Annotated in this window: 14 protein-coding genes and 3 pseudogenes; 10 read left to right on the top strand and 7 right to left on the bottom strand. The window is 52.0% G+C overall.

Translation table 11 applies throughout. The annotated features are described in order from the left end of the window. Positions 1–23 precede the first annotated feature (23 nt). The 3 genes from GEI7105_RS40970 to GEI7105_RS0107025 form a co-directional block, all read right to left on the bottom strand. On the bottom strand, positions 24–239 hold the full coding sequence (locus GEI7105_RS40970) for a leucine-rich repeat domain-containing protein (protein ID WP_017659765.1): 216 nt from the start codon (positions 237–239) through the stop codon (positions 24–26). Positions 240–313: 74 nt separating this feature from the next. Continuing rightward, positions 314–1,306, bottom strand: coding sequence for a DUF3747 domain-containing protein (locus GEI7105_RS34525; RefSeq protein WP_017659764.1), 993 nt, complete (start codon positions 1,304–1,306; stop codon positions 314–316). 23 nt (positions 1,307–1,329) lie between these two features. Continuing rightward, positions 1,330–1,650, bottom strand: coding sequence for a hypothetical protein (locus tag GEI7105_RS0107025; RefSeq protein WP_017659763.1), 321 nt, complete (start codon positions 1,648–1,650; stop codon positions 1,330–1,332). A 65-nt stretch (positions 1,651–1,715) separates the two neighbouring features. On the opposite strand from GEI7105_RS0107025, the gene GEI7105_RS0107020 reads away from it, so the two are divergent. The 3 genes from GEI7105_RS0107020 to GEI7105_RS33230 all read left to right on the top strand — a co-directional run bounded on the left by GEI7105_RS0107020 (position 1,716) and on the right by GEI7105_RS33230 (position 7,857). Beyond that, the gene (locus tag GEI7105_RS0107020) at positions 1,716–3,062 is read left to right on the top strand and encodes an MFS transporter (RefSeq protein ID WP_017659762.1); all 1,347 of its coding nucleotides are present in this window, start codon (positions 1,716–1,718) and stop codon (positions 3,060–3,062) included. Between the two features lie 375 nt (positions 3,063–3,437). Beyond that, a complete protein-coding gene (locus GEI7105_RS0107015) occupies positions 3,438–4,523 on the top strand; it encodes an ABC transporter ATP-binding protein (protein ID WP_017659761.1) in 1,086 nt (361 codons plus the stop codon). 244 nt (positions 4,524–4,767) lie between these two features. Then, positions 4,768–7,857, top strand: a complete 3,090-nt coding sequence (locus GEI7105_RS33230; protein WP_017659760.1) for a PAS domain S-box protein — start codon at positions 4,768–4,770, stop codon at positions 7,855–7,857. A gap of 78 nt (positions 7,858–7,935) precedes the next feature. Here GEI7105_RS33230 and GEI7105_RS39740 read toward each other — a convergent pair. Further along, positions 7,936–8,178: pseudogene (locus GEI7105_RS39740) on the bottom strand (IS4 family transposase); the annotation flags it as partial. Positions 8,179–8,307: 129 nt separating this feature from the next. Continuing rightward, positions 8,308–9,410 (bottom strand): annotated as a pseudogene (locus GEI7105_RS33225) (IS4 family transposase); the annotation flags it as partial. An 861-nt stretch (positions 9,411–10,271) separates the two neighbouring features. Here GEI7105_RS33225 and GEI7105_RS0106995 point away from each other — a divergent pair. Then, positions 10,272–11,702, top strand: coding sequence for a slr1306 family protein (locus tag GEI7105_RS0106995; protein ID WP_017659758.1), 1,431 nt, complete (start codon positions 10,272–10,274; stop codon positions 11,700–11,702). Positions 11,703–11,911: 209 nt separating this feature from the next. On the opposite strand, the gene GEI7105_RS0106990 is transcribed toward GEI7105_RS0106995, so the two are convergent. Beyond that, positions 11,912–12,391, bottom strand: a complete 480-nt coding sequence (locus GEI7105_RS0106990) for a hypothetical protein (protein WP_017659757.1) — start codon at positions 12,389–12,391, stop codon at positions 11,912–11,914. 167 nt (positions 12,392–12,558) lie between these two features. On the opposite strand from GEI7105_RS0106990, the gene GEI7105_RS0106985 reads away from it, so the two are divergent. The 6 genes from GEI7105_RS0106985 to GEI7105_RS0106960 all read left to right on the top strand — a co-directional run bounded on the left by GEI7105_RS0106985 (position 12,559) and on the right by GEI7105_RS0106960 (position 18,806). Then, complete coding sequence (locus GEI7105_RS0106985) at positions 12,559–13,716, top strand: iron-containing alcohol dehydrogenase family protein (protein ID WP_017659756.1); 1,158 nt, start codon at positions 12,559–12,561, stop codon at positions 13,714–13,716. Positions 13,717–13,752: 36 nt separating this feature from the next. Then, a complete protein-coding gene (locus tag GEI7105_RS0106980) occupies positions 13,753–14,949 on the top strand; it encodes an aspartate aminotransferase (protein ID WP_017659755.1) in 1,197 nt (398 codons plus the stop codon). Between the two features lie 239 nt (positions 14,950–15,188). Then, the gene (locus GEI7105_RS0106975; protein WP_017659754.1) at positions 15,189–16,694 is read left to right on the top strand and encodes a type I restriction-modification system subunit M; all 1,506 of its coding nucleotides are present in this window, start codon (positions 15,189–15,191) and stop codon (positions 16,692–16,694) included. A 35-nt stretch (positions 16,695–16,729) separates the two neighbouring features. Next, the gene (locus GEI7105_RS0106970) at positions 16,730–17,035 is read left to right on the top strand and encodes a helix-turn-helix domain-containing protein (RefSeq protein WP_035492462.1); all 306 of its coding nucleotides are present in this window, start codon (positions 16,730–16,732) and stop codon (positions 17,033–17,035) included. 37 nt (positions 17,036–17,072) lie between these two features. After that, entirely contained in the window at positions 17,073–18,284 is a 1,212-nt protein-coding gene (locus tag GEI7105_RS33220) for a restriction endonuclease subunit S (protein ID WP_017659752.1), read from the top strand. 261 nt (positions 18,285–18,545) lie between these two features. Further along, complete coding sequence (locus GEI7105_RS0106960; RefSeq protein WP_017659751.1) at positions 18,546–18,806, top strand: endonuclease domain-containing protein; 261 nt, start codon at positions 18,546–18,548, stop codon at positions 18,804–18,806. Positions 18,807–18,812: 6 nt separating this feature from the next. On the opposite strand, the pseudogene GEI7105_RS29455 reads toward GEI7105_RS0106960, so the two are convergent. Then, positions 18,813–19,081 (bottom strand): annotated as a pseudogene (locus tag GEI7105_RS29455) (ISKra4 family transposase); the annotation flags it as partial.

Here is a 19,081-nt window from a genome sequence, read left to right as displayed (position 1 = left end):
CGGAGGTTTTGGCTTGTCCCGCTTCACTCGAAGCGACAGATACTTTCGGGTTGGACGGGACAAGTTCGATCGAGCAGTGGATTTTCCTCGAGTCTGAGAATCCTCAGATTAGTCAGAGGAACTAAAGCGCTGACATCAAAAATTTGATTGTCACTGAGCCAAAGCTCGTTCAGATTAGTCAGAGGAACTAAAGCGCTGACATCAGAAATTTGATTGTTCTCGAGTCCGAGCTTTTCCAAGCTACTCCAGACTTATATTTTTACCAAAGCGAGATGCACCCAGGATGGAGTATGATTCGCGAGGCGTTTCGCTCCTACTTATCGGCTTCCTGGGTCACTCTTTCTCCAACTGCGTAACTCCTGACCGCGTAACGTTGGCGGAACTGCAACCGTTCGAGAGCCTCGCGCAGATCGTCTAAGTTTTCCCGATAGCGGCGAATCGCGCGATCGGACGCACCACGCTCGAGGGCTGTAGCCAGTTGACGCTCGGCCGTTGCGATCGCTTGGCGTTGATTGTCGATCGCAACCTCGTACCGCTGCCACACTAACTGCAAATACGCCCGATGTTCCGAGGGAACGTTCAGTTCGTCCCAAGGAGACGACTGCCGATCGCCGATCGCGACGGGATCTGGCGTCGTGGGGGTCGGAACGGACGTAACCGGCGTGCGAGTTTCGGGAGTCGGTCTCGAAATGGGTTGGCGGTCGATCGTCGCCGTCGGAGCGGGGGTCGAACTCGAATCGAGCAAGGCACTCAGCGGGCGATCGCTCGTGAGATAAATATGACCGAGAGTGCGTCCTTGATAGTTACGTTTAGTGAAGCGCCAACCGGGATCGAGATGAATTTTGGCAAAATCTGACGTAGCACCGTGAGTGCGGCCGATTTCGATAGCCCCGGTTGCCTCACCCCCAAAGGGAACGGCCGTTAACACCAAATCGTTATCTTCGCGAATCACGCGCAAACTGTATTGCGTTCCCAAATCGCGACCGTTGACTCGGACAGAAAAGCCATTGCTGTCTGTGGCTCGTCCGCAAATCCCAGTAAAGTTGAAGTTTAACAGAAGCGGCTCGACGCGAACCGGCGCCGAACCCCTTTCGCTCCAGCAGGGTCGTGCGTCAGAAACCTGCTCGATCACCACCAGTTGATGGCGCGTCGTTCCCACGGGAGCGGCTACAGCAACGAAATCTCGCTGCGAGACTTCTGTTTGTCCGAAGGTCGTCGCGCGAGCCGGAAGTGGAAATAGCGCTCCGAGGGTGGAAAGGGTGGCGGCAGCAACCGTAGCGAGGCGAACTGAGAGCGAGCGTTTCATGGCAGATGGCGTCCGTAACGTGCTTACAGCATCGATTGTGGAGCGGACGCTCTGTCTCCCGAGTTGGCGTTTGGAGACTTGTGCGATCGTCTACCGGCAACGGTGACAGTTGACGTAACGGTCGATCGCCCCTTTGCCCAGTATGGGGGAGTTTGTCGGCGATCGCCCCTTCCCCGAGGTTCCCCGTTTTGAGTGTCGATCGCGCCAGTGTCACCGTCCCTGACCGACTCAGCCGACAACGAGGGGGCAGTCGTTTCTCGGGCGATCGCACCTCGCTCGTCTTGTTTTTTGTACGATGTCAGTACGCAACAACCAGTAAATCCCAGATGAGACAAGGATTCCATCGATATTAAAATTGAAGGAATTTCTATCGATCGCTATACTGAACCTAACACTATGCCCAATTCTCATGAGTCAAACCGATAAAAAAAAGCTTAGTTTTTTCCAAATCTTCAACATGAGCGTCGGCTTTTTCGGCATCCAGTTCGGGTGGGCGCTCCAAATGACGAACATGAGCGCGATCTTCGAGCATTTAGGGGCAAGAGCCGACGAAATCCCCATTCTCTGGCTTGCCGCACCCCTCACCGGACTGATCGTGCAACCGGTCGTCGGGCAAATGAGCGATCGCACCTGGGGAAAACTCGGACGCAGACGACCCTACTTCCTCGTCGGCGCGATCCTCAGCTCGATCGCGCTAATTTTTATGCCCAACTCCTCGACCCTTTGGATTGCCGCCGGGAGTTTGTGGATACTCGACACGGCAAACAACGTCAGTATGCAGCCGTTTCGCGCCCTCGTCACCGACCTACTCCCCGAATCCCAACAAACCCTCGGCTTCGTCGTCCAAAGCCTGCTCACCGGACTCGGTGCGGTCGTGGCCGCCATTCTTCCCTGGACGTTAAGTCACCTATTCGACGTAACGAACGTCGGGATCGATCGCGCCATTCCGCCCAACATCGAAATCTCCTTCTACGTCGGTGCCGCCGTCTTCATGGGAACTATCCTCTGGACGGTCGCAACTACCGAAGAATATCCCCCCGACGATCCCGACGCCCTGGCCGAACAAGTCGAAGCCAGCAGTTTTCGCGAAAACTTCGACGATATGCTCGACGCCGTACGAGAAATGCCCGAAACCATGCGCCAACTGGCCTGGGTACAATTTTTCTCCTGGCTGGGCATTTACTGCTTTTTCCTTTACTTTCCCCCAGCCGTCGCCCGTAACTTCTTCGGGGCGACCGAACAAGGCTCTCAACTGTACTCCGAAGGGATCGAATGGGCGGGGGTCTGTATCGCCGTATTCAACGCCGTCTGTGTTTTGGCGTCTTTCGTCATTCCCTACTTCGTCAACCTGACCAACCGCAAAATCGCCCACGCATTTTGTCTGTTCGCCGGTGCCACGGGGTTGATTTCCCTGTGGTTTATCGAGCGTCCCGTCCTCATTCTCGTGTCCGTTATCGGTTTGGGGATTGCCTGGGCGAGCTTGTTGTCGCTGCCCTACGCCATGGTGTCCTCTGCCCTTCCTGAAGACCGTATTGGCATTTATATGGGAATTTACAACGCATTTGTCGTCTTACCCGAAATTGCGGCATCTCTGGGGTTAGGCTGGGTGGTGAGTCACTTCTTGCACAACGATCGCCTCCTGGCAGTCGTGGCGGGTGGCGTCTCGATGCTCGTCGGTGCGATTCTCGTCCCGCAAGTGCGCGATTCCGAAGACATCGGCGACCTTTCCGAACCCGCCTCGATCGAAAATTCGTAAGCCAGGGAGAGGGGGAGAGGGGGAGAGAGGGAGAGGGGGAGCAAGGGAGAAACAGTTATCTGTTTGCTGTCTTCACGGGTGACTGGTGACTGGTGACTGGCGACTGGTGACTGGCGACTGGTGACTGTCTTCACTGTTCACTGCTCACTGTTGGCTGTTGACTGTAAAAGGTGCGTGACGAGTTGGCCGGTAAGACCGGATACTTTTCTTGTCTTTAGGTCACGCACCCTACGATTGCTCTGAAAACTGTCTTCACTGGTGACGGGTGACTGAAACACTGTTCGCTGTCAAAGTGGTGAAGACTTTTTGAAACCCAGCTTATCGAAAACAGATTCCGTATTATTCCTTCGCGATCGATTATCAATTGTTTGAAAGATGGCAAAACTCGAACTTAAAAATCTAAACAAAACCTACAACCGCAAAACGATCCCGGTTAAAGATATTAGCTTGAACGTCGAAGATGGCGAGTTTTTGACGTTGTTAGGACCGTCGGGATGTGGAAAATCGACGACGCTGCGGTTGATTGCAGGACTCGAAGAACCGACCCACGGCTCGATTTTTATTGGCGGACGAGATGTCACCGCACTCAAACCGGGCGATCGCAACATCTCGATGGTATTTCAAAGTTACGCCCTCTACCCCCACATGACGGTTTATGAAAATATGGCGTCGGCTCTCAGATTGAGGAAAGTCTCTTCTGAGGAAATTCAGCGACGCGTGGCCGAAGCCAGTCGTTTTTTAGATTTAAAAGAAGATTTAATGAACCGCAAACCCGGACAGCTTTCCGGGGGACAACGCCAGCGGGTCGCCTTGGGACGGGCGTTAGTGCGTCAGCCGGAGGTCTTTCTCCTCGACGAACCTCTCAGTAACTTAGATGCGTTGCTGCGGGAACGAGTTCGAGCCGAAATCAAACAACTGTTCGAGCAGCAACAAGCTCCTGTCGTGTACGTGACGCACGACCAAGTCGAGGCGATGACGCTTTCGACGAAAGTGGCGGTACTCTACGAGGGAGACGTACAACAGCTCGATCCCCCCGATCGCCTGTACTTCTCTCCAGCAAACCAATTCGTCGCGGGATTCGTCGGGAGTCCTCAAATGAACTTGATTACGTTGAGCTGTCAGGGGAACGCCGCACTGTTGGGAAATACCAAAATTCCCCTACCCTCGGGAATCGATGTCCCCCGTCACGTCGTATTAGGGGTGCGCCCGGAAGATTTGCGCTTGGCCTCTCCCGACGACGAGTTGCGAGTATCCGGCCGCGTGTTTTTAGTCGAAAACTTGGGGATGCAAAATTTGCTGAGCGTTCGTGTGGCGGGAACGGGAGACGAAGATAACGCGATCGTGATGCGATCGCTCCTTCCGGCCGATTGTCAGTGGAACAGCGAAGACGTAGACTTTACCTTTTCCCTCGAATCCCTCCATTGGTTCGACATCGAATCGGGCGATCGCCTCGCAGACTAAATGTTTCTACGTACGCTTTTTCATCATGGCGTCTGTAAAACTACGCAATTAAAAATCTGTGACTTTACCCTGTCTGAGCGATCGCCCTGAAGGATATGCTGATAAGGGGTACTTCGTCTACTGAAGGGTGAGACCCTTTGGTTCTTCACGACACGATAGAATATCGTGGAGATTCCGAGAGTGTATCGTTCGGAGTCAGACGGTATCTCAGTATTTCATCCTGCTGGGGAAGCAGATCTGTTGGATGGCTAATCTCTTCGAACGTCTCGAAAAAGAATACGCCCGACCGTATCTCGCTTCTAAAGTCAACCTGCGATGGGGAACTGCCCTGGTTCTCATAGGACTCATCTTCGTCGGTTACTTGGGCAACTATTATAAATTGCCACTCTTTTTCGGAGTGGACTTTTTATTTGGCAGCATCGCGGTAATGCTCGTTGCTAGTCTGTACGGGTTAAGGTGGGGAACCCTCGTCGGCTTTCTCGCCAGCCTCTACACGATGCGCTTGTGGGGTCATCCCTATGCCATCGTCACCTTTACCCTAGAAGCTTTCGTAGTAGGTTGGGGATTGCGGCGATCGTCGTTGCACCTCGTCGCCCTCGACGGTCTCTACTGGTTGCTGTTGGGAATGCCGCTGACCTGGGTGTTTTATTTTCAAGTGTTGGGGCTTCCCGTCCAATCGGTCGTCCTCATCGTTCTCAAAGTTGCTATCAACGGTATTTTCAACGCCCTCGTGGCCAGCTTGCTGCTCGTCCACACACCGATCGCGCATTGGCTGCACGGTCGGCGAGAACAGTTGTTTCCCCTGAGACATACACTGTTTAACCTTCTGGTCGCCTTCGCACTGTTACCAACGTTGGGGCTGATGGTGGTGGACAGCCGGGTCGTCAAACGAGACCTCGAACACTCCATTGAAAGTACTCTCCATGCCACCGCACAGCAACTCGCTGCGGAAGTTCGCATCGCCCACGATAACAGTTTTGCCGACTTGAACGTGGTGCGTCAGATGTGGGAGTTTTACGAAACACCGTTCGAGATGGCGTTTTTCTTGCTCGATCGCGGCGATCGCCCCCTGATTCGCTACCCCGCAACCGCCCAACTGCTCGATCTCGACGGAAAAAACCTTCACCACTCTCTCGATCGCAACGTCTATCACTGGCTCCCCGACGAAGATGTACCCCTGATGGTACGCTGGCGGCGATCGATCTACTACAGCCGTATGTCGGTGTCCGATCTCCCGTGGACGATCGTGGTGACTGCTTCGGCGGCTCCCTTCATCAACCAACTCGAACAACGCTACATCGGGAGTTTGGTGACGATGCTCGCGATCGCGGCGATCGCCCTCCTGTTTGCCAGCTTGCTCAGTCGCTCGACCGTGCGTCCCCTCGCCCAACTGGCCGACGTCAGTACGGGGCTGTCTGAAAAGCTCAGCTACAGTTCTCCCATCGACTGGCCGCGAACCTCAGCGTGGGAGTTGGAGGCACTCGTCGGCAACTTTCGAGCTATGTCAGTGACGCTCCAGCAGAAGTTTCGCGAAATCCAACAAGCAAACGAACTTCTCGAACAGCGAGTACGAGAACGCACGGAACGGCTCACCTCAGCCAACCAAGCACTCAACGCCGAAATTCGCGAACGCCAACGCATCGAGGTTGAAATTCGCCAATCTCAGCGACGCTTATCGATGATGGTGCATCAAACTCCCCTGGCCGTCATCGAATGGAACGATCGCGGCGAGATCGCTGCCTGGAACCCTGCCGCCGAGACGATTTTTGGCTATAGTGCTAGCGAGGCGATCGGGCGCAACGTTGCAGGACTCATCGTTCCCGAGGGTGCCAAATCTGCGGTACTGGGCATCATGGATTTACTCGTACAGCAGCGAGGGGGAAACCGCAGTACCAACGAGAATTTAACGAAAGCCGGACAGACGATTATATGCGAGTGGTACAACGCGCCCCTCATCGATGTAGACGGACAGTTTGTCGGCGTGGCCTCGATGGCATTGGACATCACCGAGCGCAGGCTGGCCGAAGAAGCCTTACGGGAAAGCGAAAAGCGATTCCGAGACGTATCTGAAGCTGCCGGTGAGTACGTTTGGGAAATCGACACTGATGGAACCTATACCTTCCTCACCGATCGCGTCAAAGACGTAAAAGGATACAATGCCTCGGAACTGCTCGGACGCAGTCCCTTTATCACGATGCCAGAAGAGGATATCGACAACGTTCGCGCCATCCTCAACGTTGCCCTCGACAATCGCACCTCGTTCAAACTGCAACACCGCGACATCACCTCGACGGGGGAAGTCGTTTGGGAAGACGTCAGCGGCGTTCCCATTTTCGACGACGACGGCCAGCTCGTCGGTTTCCGGGGAACGGGGCTGAGCATTACCGAACGCAAGCGAGCCGAGGCCGAACTGCGGGAATCCGAAGCTCGATTACGTCAAAAAGCGAACGAACTTCAAGAGACGTTGCGGGAACTCCAACACACTCAAAGCCAACTGGTACAAAGTGAAAAAATGTCCAGTCTGGGGCAATTGGTGGCAGGCGTCGCCCATGAAATTAACAACCCCGTCAATTTTATTTTCGGTAATATCGTCCACGCCGAGGAGTACGCCGAAGACTTACTCGACACGATTCGCGTCTATCAACGCAACTATCCCGATCCCACTGACGAGGTGCAAGAACAAATCGAACTGGCCGATGTGGATTTTCTGATTGAAGATTTCCCGAAGCTCATCGATTCGATGAAAGAGGGGGCCAAACGCATTCGCGATATCGTCGCGTCGCTGCGGAATTTCTCTCGTCTCGATGAGGCAGAGTATAAATCTGCTGATTTGCACGAAGGTCTGGATAATTCGTTAGTGATTCTCCACAATCGGATTAAGGATAAGCCCAACCATCCGGCGATCGACATCGTGAAACATTACGGTCAGCTTCCTCTCGTTGAATGTTATGCCGGACAACTCAATCAAGTGTTTATGAATATCCTCGTGAACGCCGTCGATGCGTTAGAGGAACGAGATAAAAAACGCGATGCGACGGAAATCAACAAAAATCCCAGCCAAATTAACATCACAACGTTAGAAAAAGGCGATTGGGTTGAGATTCGCATTCGAGATAATGGTTGTGGAATTCCCGACAAGGTCAAGCAGCAAATTTTCGATCCGTTCTTCACCACGAAACCCGTCGGACAAGGAACGGGATTGGGGCTTTCGATTAGTTATAAAATCGTGGTAGACAAACATAAAGGCAAGCTTTATTGTAGTTCGAGTCCCGATTGGGGAACGGAATTTATTATTGAAATTCCGAAGTGTCAGTCTTATAAGTTGACGGCTTAATTCAGAAGGCGATCGCGATCGACAAACCGCTAAGTTAGAGTAGTTGGTGAAATCCCGTGACTATCCATTAGTGACAAGTTAAGGCTGTAAGTCAGTTGTCAAGGGGGTTTGAGAGTCAGGCTGAAAGAAAAACTCTTCGGGAGAACGTTGGCGGGCCGGGAAAGGAGAGACAATGAGTCTGACTTGGGATTTTCGTTTCTGCTTGACAATGCCTAAATCTTTGTTTTCTGGAGCCGCAAAGTATTGAACGGGATCGGAAGCTAGCCCTTTTTGATGAGCCACCGAAAAATGGTAGAGACCCTGATAAATCATCTCTAAAGAAGGGTCTTCGGAGTTTGTGGTTAAAAACGTATAAAATGATACAAAAAATCGAAAATTCGAGAGCCAAAACCCTTGAAATCTCGTGAAGTTAGTTTTTCTGTCACCCTAAATTCCGAAGAGCCCTAAAGAAATGGAATCAATCGGCAAAGATAATTCATCAGCAACCGCATCCCCTAAATCGACTAAGACTCCATAAAACAGCCAAGTTCCCCAGATCTGCAACCGAACTCCATTCAGAGAACCCGTCCATAAATAACTCAAGCCGAGCAACCGTTTCACGGTATTAAACACTTCTTCGATTCGCCACCGTTTTCGATATAGATCGGCAACGACATAGGGAGGCAATACATGAGGATCTAACACTGAAGTCAGATAGGAATACCAGACTTTTCCCGAACGCACTTCAATGAGACGCAAGGTGACATAAGGAGTTTTCTTCGTTCCCGAACCCAATCGAATTTGACGGTCGCGAATCCCATAACTCTCGGTGAAAATCTTCTCAACGGCTCGACTGAGCTTCGCCGAACGTCTTGAATGGCGGCTCCTTTCTTCAACCGCGTGATGAACTCAACTCCCTGCTCCCTTAAGTCTAACCAAAACTGAAAATGGTAAAACCCTCGGTCTAGCAATAACAGGGTTGCCGGCTCCACTAAATTCAAGATTCTACCCTCTAGATTCGTATCCGATGACCGAGGATTCTCTTGAAACCAAATCTCTTGAGGCAGTCGGGTCACGAGATCGATAACGACTCCCATTTTTCCGGCTAATTGTCCTTTGGGAGCCGTTTCCAAACTTTTGAGTTTCTGAAACAAGGCTTCTAATGTCGAACTATCCGCAATCCATATGTTCTGAAATTTCGAGAGTGTGAACTGAATGCTTTCCGGTAAGGGACGACGATTTCGACTGTGCCACCTTTCCCGAAACTTGGGTAATAATTCTTTGAACACGCCCTCAAATAATTGGGCCGGAAAAGTGAGAAATCTTTGGGACATTGCTTGTTGGCTGACTTGAGTCGGACTACACCATAAATATCCTTCTCGCGCCAACATTCTTGTCAGTTCTCTGACTCCGGCTACATCTCGCCACAGCAAAGTTAATACCGATGCCACCATCAACGGTAGGGTCAGAATTCGATCTCTTAGTCCCAACTGTCGATAGTAATTTTCTTGAGACGTGATGGCCGGGGTGACTAATTCTTCTAATTGTCGGACAATCTCGGCATCTTCGGCCAGGGGACGTTGCATCCTCTTGGCATGGTCTCGATTCGGTTTTCGCTTCCGGCTCATGGTGTTTTCCCTACGGCTCAATCGTTGGCCAGTTCTCAGTTTGACGGCTTTTGACCCTCTCTTCAACCTCCCCTTGACAAATCTCCTATTTTCTTAACTTGTCACCAATGCTGACAACCCGACAAATCCTTCAATCCCCCCAACCCCCCTTTGAAAGGGGGGCTAAGGAGGGATGGGGTGAAGATGGAAACCCAACCGATCGCTCGATTTCTCAAAAACTCAAAAAAATATCGAAAAGGGGTTGTCACTTCAGAGCTATTGAGTTTATACTGGAAAATGCGTCGCGGGATAGAGCAGTCTGGTAGCTCGTCGGGCTCAAAGGCTGGCTTAATCAAACGCTTAGCGGTTGAGTCAGCGGGGCTGTAAGGCAGGAAACTGCTTTGCGACAACTTCCCAAACTCGGGGAAGCCTGTAGCGTGGTAATCCCGAGCCAAGCTCCGAAATCGGAGAAGGTGTAGAGACTCGATGGGAAGCACCCTAACAGTACGGCTGAAGGTGAAGGGAGAGTCCAGACTACAAACTGACGAAAGTTCAGGCAGTGAAAACTGTAGTGGTACGCATAACCCGAAGGTCGGTGGTTCAAATCCGCCTCCCGCCATTTTTCAAAAGCCTCGTAGTTTCAAACTGCGGGGCTTTTTGATTGGCTCAGCAATGAAACAGGAAATGAAACACGATACGAAGCGAGAGGCTTGGGAACTGTTCGATCGCTGTCCTAACGACCCGAGAGCGTGAAGGGACGCGGTAGTATAGGGGTATACGAACGGCCTTCGGGACGTAGAAAAATTTATAACGAAAAGTAGTGTAGGTATGGCAGGGACGTTGAAACGACCGATCCTAATCGGGGGAATCAGTCTTTCCTTCGCGTTGTGGTTGCTCGAAAGCCTCGATCGCTCCGTTGGAGAGTTTGGCGAGTGGGGGGTTTTGGGACTCATCGCCGTCGGTGCTGGGGCGTGGTGGTTCAAGCAGCGATCGCCCGAACCGCTACCGGAAATCGTTCCAGAAACGATCGCACGATCGGACGCCGAACGAGTTCTCGAGAAAGCGAAAACTCTCCTCGATCGCTTATCCGAAGAAAGCGAAACCCCTTGCGACGATCTCCAACAGCGTTGGACGCAACTGCACGACAACCTCGATCGCACCGACATCAAACTTGCGATCGTCGGCAGTAAAAGCGTCGGAAAAACCGCTTTAGCGAAGGTATTGCGCCAACACTGGCTGCAAAATAACGATCGAGTCGAAATCGACGAAGTTCCTGCCTTCTTTCGCCATGACGAAGCCGACAATCTCCAAGATGCCCTCACCGCCGATTTAGTCGTATTCCTCATCGACGGCGACCTCACCGACAGCGAACGTCAAGTCTTACAACACCTGCGCCAACAGCGACAAACCGTCCTCCTGGCGTGGAACAAAGGCGATCGCTACGATCGCCCCGAACGGGATGCCGTACTCGCTCGCGTTCGCAGCAACGTCACCAACCTTCTTGATGAAGACTGCGTTTGCACCGTCGCCGCCGCCCCCGATGCGATCGAAGTACGACGCCACCAAACCGACAACACCGTTGTCAGTCGCCGCGAAACCCCCGAACCCGAAATTTCAGACTTAACTCGAATTCTCGATCGCCAATTGGCGAACCGTTCTCCCATCGTCTGGGGAACCGTCTACCGCCAAGCCCGACGTTTCAAAAACGACGTAAAAACTCGCCTCAACGCCGTTCGTCGCGATCGCGCCTTACCCATCATCACTCAATATCAATGGGTTGCCGCCGCAACCGCCTTCGCTAACCCCGTCCCCGCCCTCGATTTATTGGCAACCGGTGCCATTAGCGCCCAACTCGTCCTCGATTTAGGCAATCTCTACCAACAGCGATTGTCCTTGCAACAAGCACAAGCCGCAGCGGGAACCTTGGGCGGCCTCATGGTGAAACTGGGACTGGTAGAACTTTCGACGCAACTCGTCAGTACCGCCCTCAAACACAATCCCGTCACCTTCGTCGCGGGGGGAACCGTCCAGGGTCTCAGCGCCGCCTATTTAACCCGTATCGCCGGGTTGAGCTTGGTGGAATACTTCGAGCAGCAGGACGTGGAAAACCCGGCTACGTCGGTCGATGGCGAGCGTTTAGGCAGCATTCTGCAAAGCGTCTTCAACAACAACCAGCGCATGACCTTCGTGAAATCTCTGGTACGTCAAGGGATCGATCGATTCTCTGCCAAATCCCCCGAAGATGTGGTGATGGGGTGATGTGTCGGTGGGGGCGGTGCGTGACGCGGTAACATCCCATTGACCGGAGTTCAGCCACATTTTCCAGCCGCGTCACACACCCTTGTATGTGGTTGGTGTACATTGGCGGTGCGTGACGATTTATCGGTCTTACGGATTTACACCCCATTTTTCAAGTCACGCACCCTACCGATTCTCTCCCCCTCTCCCCCTCCCTCTCTAAAGAGGAATCACGCCAAATTCGGGGGGATGTTCGATTTTTTCTGTTGCAAATAGCTTTGTAGTTGCAGGCGAACGGCGCGTTGAAGGTCTTCCCGCTTGACTTCCGTGCCAGTTTCGCGGTTTCCTGGGATTTCAAAGAAAATCAAACTGTCCACTCGATCGAACGCTAACATCTGAAACAGCAGATGCGTCACGGGAAGCGGTGCGGCGATGAGTTCCCGTTCCGTAGTTTGCGGGCGACTGGCGCGAGCGTCTTCGAGAGAGGGAAATCCATACACCACCGACTTCTCTAAATCGGGATTGGCGCGATTGCTCAACGTCGTCGTCAACCAATTGCCATCGGGAGTTTGTAAAATATAGTACTCGCGGTGTCGCAGTTGCTCGGCGAGGGCTTTCAAAACTGGCGCGATCGCTTCGATCGCCTGGGGAGTCGAGCCGTCGCGGGGGGCGTTCTCGATAAGCGTTTGAATTTGCGTGTCTAAACTCATACCTGGAAAAAAGTTCCGTCAGAACAGCCGTTCTCGCCAAAAACTCTGAAGATTTTCGAGCGATCGCCGTTAGCCGAGCGAGCGTTTCCGCTATCCTACCAACAACAACCATACACGATCGCCTCGCCTCGGCGAGACCGCTCGATCGACGTCACTGTTACTACGCTATGCCCGAATCAGTCACGACTCAAACTCCATCCTACACCGCCTTAAGCGTCGCCCCCGCTCGAGTGTTGCGCGGAGACGGCATCCTGTCCCAAATCGCCGAACCCGTTGCCCGACTCGGACGGCGTCCGATCGTCGTGGCCGGCCATCAGACGTTAGACCTTGCCCGAGAGCGCGTTTGTCCGGTTTTAGAACGTCACCACCTCGCTGTCGCTAGCACCTCCTACGGCTGCGACTGTGACGAAACCGGCTTGGCGGCGATGGAAGACGCGGTGCGATCGCACGATGCGGATGTTATCGTCGGTGTCGGTGGCGGAAAAGCCCTAGACGCCGCCAAACTCCTCGCCCACCGCACCCAACTCCCCGTCGTTACCATTCCCACCTCCGCCGCCACCTGTGCCGCCTGGACGGGACTGTCCAACGTCTACACTTCCGAAGGGGCGTTTCGCTACGACGTTCCCCTTACCCAATGCCCGGACTTACTCGTACTCGACTACGACCTCGTTCGCCACGCTCCCCAACGGACGCTCGTTGCCGGAATCGGAGACGCCCTGGCCAAATGGTACGAAGCCTCTGTCAGTAGCGGCAGTTCCGATCGCACCCTCATCGTGGCCGCCGTGCAACAAGCCCGAGTTTTGCGCGATCTCCTCCTGCAAAAATCCGCCCGAGCGATCGCCGAACCGGGAAGCCCAGCATGGCGCGAAGTGGTCGATGCCAGCGTTCTCTTAGCGGGTGCGATCGGTGGACTGGGGGGCGCTCAATGCCGCACCGTCGCCGCCCACGCCGTCCACAACGCCCTCACGCACCTGTCACAAAACCGCAAAACCATCCACGGCGAAAAAGTCGCCTTCGGCATCCTCGTCCAACTGCGCCTCGAAGAAACGGTGCAACAGAACCAACTGGCCGCCGCCGCTCGCCAACAACTGCTGAAGTTCTACGATGAAATCGGACTGCCGAAAACCTTAGCGGATTTAGGCATGGGGGAAATTTCCCTGTCGGAATTAGAACGGGCGGCCGAGTTGGCCTGCGTTCCCGAATCGGATATCCATCACTTGCCGTTTCCCGTCGAACCCGCTCAGGTTATGGCGGCCATGGTTTCGACTACCGCATCTTGTCTGACTTGCGGCGCGGCCAGAGATCGATCGCCCCTCAAAACCTGATAGAGTAAAAGGTCTGTTCTTCGTCCACGTTCCCCAATGGTTTTGGATTGGATCGGCCCGGCGGATCGGGTGCAAGCATTACCTCCCTATGTGTTCGCGCGTCTCGACGAGTTGAAAGCACGAGCGCGAGAGCAGGGATTGGATTTAATCGATTTGGGTATGGGCAACCCCGACGGGGCGACGCCCGAACCCGTCATTGAAGCGGCGGCGAAAGCGTTACGCAATCCGGCCAATCACGGCTATCCTCCCTTTGAGGGAACGGGCAGTTTTCGACGCACGATCGCCACTTGGTACGAGCGGCGGTACGGCGTCAAACTCGACCCTGAAGGGGAAGCGTTACCCCTGCTCGGCTCGAAGGAAGGACTGACGCATTTAGCCCTGGCATATCTCAACCCCGGCGATTTGGTTCTCGTGCCGAATCCGGCTTATCCGGCGCACTTTCGCGGGCCGTTGATTGCTGGGGCGCGGGTTCACAGCATTATGTTGAAGCCCGAAAACGACTGGGCGATCGACCTCAATTCGATTCCCGAAGACGTGGCGCGGGAAGCGAAGGTGATGTATTTCAACTATCCCAACAATCCCACGGGAGCCACGGCACCGCGCGAGTTTTTTGAAGAGGTGGTGGCGTTCGCCCGTCACTATTCGATTCTGTTGGTTCACGATTTATGCTATGCCGAGTTAGCTTTCGACGGCTATCAACCGACGAGTTTGTTGGAAATCGACGGCGCGAAAGACATCGGCGTGGAATTCCACACCCTCTCGAAAACTTACAATATGGCTGGGTGGCGCGTTGGGTTTGTCGTGGGCAATCGTCACGTGATTCAAGGGTTGCGAACTTTAAAAACTAACTTAGATTATGGTATTTTTGCAGCGTTACAGTCGGCAGCAGAAACAGCGCTTCAATTGCCAGAAATCTATTTAGAAAAGGTTCAAAAACGATACAGCAGTCGTCGAGATTTCTTGATTTCTGGCTTAGAAAAACTCGGCTGGACTGTTAGAAAACCCTTGGCAACAATGTATTTATGGGTTCCCTGTCCGCCCGGAATGGGTTCGACGGATTTCGCACTGACGGTTCTGCAAAATACGGGCGTTGTCGTGACGCCGGGGAACGCCTTCGGTGAGGGCGGAGAAGGCTTCGTGCGGATTAGTCTGATTGCGGAGCTAGAACGCCTGCAAACGGCGCTCGATCGCCTCGAAGAAGCCGGAATTCGCTTTGACGCGAAGCTGGCGTAAATTGATTTAAACGGGGTGCGATCGCTCCCCTTTCAAGAATTCTCAAAATTCCAACAATCCCAAAAAACCCCGTAGATTCCTTATTACGGTGACGCCGACAGGCTACGGCGGGGGTGGGAAAATTGGGATGCAAGACTGAAGAGAAGGTGAGAGAATTAGAGATTGGCGATCGCAGAATTCCCCGCAACCCTTCTCTAAGGCAGACAACGGGGAGGTAAGACAAAGGACGAAACCGCTCCATGATTACAGGCGAACTGAAAGGAAAAGTCGATAAACTCTGGACGCACTTCTGGAACAACGGCATCAGCAACCCGATTTCGGTCATCGAGCAAATTTCTTACCTGCTGTTTATGCGGCGACTCGACGACGAGGAAATCAACAAAGAGAATAAGGCGCGGCGAATTCGCAAGCCTGTCAACAATCCGACTTTTTCGCCAGAACAGCAGGATTGTCGTTGGTCGAAGTTTCGGGAACTCAACCCCGAGGAGAAGTTGGCCACGGTTCGCGATCGCGCGTTTCCGCTGATTAAGAATCTCGGCGGTGCGGCTTCTGAGAGTGCTTACGCCAAACACATGAAAGAGGCGGTGTTTCTGATTGCATCTCCGGCACTGCTGTCTCAAGCCATCGAGCAAATCGACAATATTATCGACGGAATTCAAGAACAGGCGAGGAATTCCCCCGATGAGAGTTACGTCGATTTGATGGGCGACCTCTACGAATATATGCTCTCGAAGCTGAGCCAAGCGGGGACGAACGGCCAGTTTCGCACGCCGCGCCACATCATTAAGTTGATGGTGGAGTTGATGGAACCGACCGAGAGAGAGGTGGTTTGCGACCCGGCTTGTGGAACGGCGGGGTTTTTGGTCGGCGTGGCGGAATATTTGAACAAGCGCAAGCAATCGGAGTTGATGGCGCCGGAAAACCGAGAGCATTTCAAGGGTGGGATGTTCCACGGCTTCGATTTCGACGGGACGATGCTGCGAATCGGTTCCATGAACATGATGCTTCACGGCATCGAAAATCCCACCATCGAGGCGCGGGATTCCCTTTCGGAAGACCACGCCAGCCTTGAGGAGGCGTTTACCCTGGTGCTGGCGAACCCGCCGTTTAAGGGGTCGGTCTCGAAGGATAGTATTGCCAAGGATTTAACCCAGGTGGTGAAGACCACGAAAACCGAGTTGCTGTTTGTGGCGTTGTTCCTGCGCTTGCTGAAGGTGGGGGGACGCTGTGCGGCGATCGTGCCGGATGGGGTGTTGTTCGGGTCGTCGCGGGCGCACAAGGCGATTCGCAAGGCGCTGGTGGAGGAGCATAAGTTAGATGGGATCGTGTCGATGCCGTCGGGGGTGTTTAAGCCCTATGCGGGGGTTTCGACGGCGATTCTGATGTTTACGAAGACGGGGGCGGGGGGAACGGATAACGTCTGGTTCTACGATATGGAGGCGGACGGGTTTTCCTTGGACGACAAGCGGCAACCCGTGGAGGAGAACGATATACCGGATATTTTGGCGCGGTGGCAGTCGCGGGATGCGTCGAAGGAGATCGATCGTAAGGGTAAGGCGTTTTTTGTGCCGAAGGCGGAGATTGTTGAAAATGGTTACGATCTGTCGATTAATCGGTACAAAGAGATCGAGTATGAAGAGGTGGAATACGATCCGCCGTTGGATATTTTGGCGAAGTTGCGCGGTCTTGAGAGTGAGATTCGGGGGGATTTGGACGAGCTTGAGGGGTTGTTGAAAGGCAAGTGATTTTGCGGTAATGCAGACGTTAGAGAGGTTGATTGATGTTGGATTTAAAACCGATTAAGACAGAAGTAGATTACGATCGAGCTTTGTTAGAGATAGAACGGTTGTTTGATGCGCCGCTCGGAACGCCGGAGGGCGATCAATTGGAAATTTTGACGACGTTGGTAGAGGCGTATGAGGCAAAAATAGATCCGATCGAGCGACCAGAACCAAGCGAACAGATTTTGTATTTGCTGGAGTCGCGGAATCTTGAGAGTTCAAGGTTTATTGCAGGGTTAAAGTGTCGAGGGGTGAGCGATGATGTAATTCGAGAGGCATTGATTGAGTCATTGGAGAAAGATTAGATTGGGTAGATTTTAGATAAAATTGAGTTTTTTTGACATGGACAAAACTTGGAAAACAAAACCGTTTGGAGAGCTTACTTCTGAAAGACTAATTGGATTGGTTCGTGGCAGCAAAGAGCAATCTATAAACTTTCAGTATTCATACATTAAGATGGATTCTATTTATCGTAATGGAAGATTGGATCTTTCTCTTGCTACACGAGTAAACGCAACATCTGATGAGGTAGACAGATATAAGCTCAAGTATGGTGATTTTTTATTCAATACTAGAAATAGTCATGAATTAGTTGGGAAATCTGCAATATTTGAAGAATTAGATGGTATATATCTCTTTAACAATAATATAATGCGAGTAAGATTTCATGAATTTGTGCATCCACAGTACATAAATTTTGCTTTTCAGTCCAATATAGTAAAAAGTCAGCTTGAAAAACTCAAGAACAAAACAACGAGTGTTTGTGCTATTTATGACAGCAAGCTCATCAGTGTAAAAATTCCTCTACCGTCGATCGAAGAACAAAAACGGATCGCGGAGATACTCGATAAAGCCGATGCGGTGCGGCGGAAGCGACAGGAGGCGATTCGGCTGACGGAGGAGTTACTGCGATCGACTTTCTTGGAAATGTTCGGCGATCCCGTCACCAACCCGAAGGGTTGGCCAACAGTTAGCTTTAAAAAGTTAATGATGGATAGTCCACAAAATGGAATATATAAACCAGCCAAAGATTACGGAAGTGGAGTTCCTATCGTAAGAATTGACTCTTTTGATAAAACTTCGATCAAAGATATCAGAAATTTAAAGCGAGTGTCTTTAAATCTTGAATTGACTCAAAAATATCAGTTAAAAGCGAGAGATATTCTTGTTAATCGCGTAAATTCAATTAGTCATCTGGGTAAATCAGCGGTCGTATTAAATCTTAATGAACCGACTGTTTACGAATCTAATATGATGCGTATCTCTGTTGATGAACAATTAGCAAACCCTATTTTTTTGGTTTTTCAATTACAAGATCCTTGGATAAAAGGTCAAATCAAGAAAAAAAGTCGAGATGCAGTCAATCAATCGAGTATCAATCAACAGGATGTCAGTTCATTCATGCTTAGACTGCCTCCAATTGATTTGCAAATCAAATTTGAAACGGCTTATCATAAAATTTATAAATTCAAGTCTAGGTTAATCTCAGAAAAATCATTTCACGAAAACCTCTTCAACTCTCTCCTTCAACGTGCTTTTCGTGGCGAACTCTAACCCCACAACTGACCCATTACCTCCCCCCTTTAAAAGGGGGGACTGAGGGGGGATAAAACAGCAGACTCCCCGAGGGAATCCCCCCAACCCCCCTTGCTAAGGGGGGCTTTTGAAGGGAGGCTTTTGAAGGGAGGCTTTTGAAGGGAGGCTTTTGAAGGGGGTTTTTGAAGGGGGGCTTTTGAAGGGGGCTTTTGAAGGGGGCTTTTGAAGGGGGGCTTGGGTTGGGAAGCTTGAGTTAAATAGAGTTGGTAAGAGCTTAAGATGAAACGATTGACGGAAGGAAAATACTTTTTACCCTACGATCGCAGCCTCGTCGAACGTGCTAAGGAAATGCGTAAAAATCCCACCGCAGCCGAGCGCAAACTCTGGCAGTTTCTTAGAACGTTTCCCCTCAAAATGTGGCGTCAAAGACCGATCGATCGCTTTATTGTTGATTTTTATTGTCCTAGGCTAAAACTGGTTATTGAGGTAGATGGCGCACAACATTTTACGCCGGGAGCATCTATTTTAAGTAATGAGTAAAAATACTTAAGCCAACTCGCGATTGAGATAAGCACAGCGTAAACGCAACATGGGATTGACATTCTCTCGATTCCACTGCGCTCCGGAAATCTTCATTCTCAAACCAATGCGTTTAATAGTCGATTCAACTTCCCCCGAACCAATGACCTGGCCGTTTTCCTGGCGTTGGGCATAATTCGGTAAGCGATGAGAATGGCGCTCTATATAGTTGAGGAAGTTGACCACTTCTGGAGTACGCCACTGGCCGAACTCGGCCCCCGCGGCTTCGACCTCAC

It is taken from the genome of Baaleninema simplex PCC 7105 (assembly GCF_000332355.1).
Taxonomy (GTDB): Bacteria; Cyanobacteriota; Cyanobacteriia; order Cyanobacteriales; family Geitlerinemataceae; genus Baaleninema; species Baaleninema simplex.
This window is presented reverse-complemented; position numbering and strand designations above follow the sequence as displayed.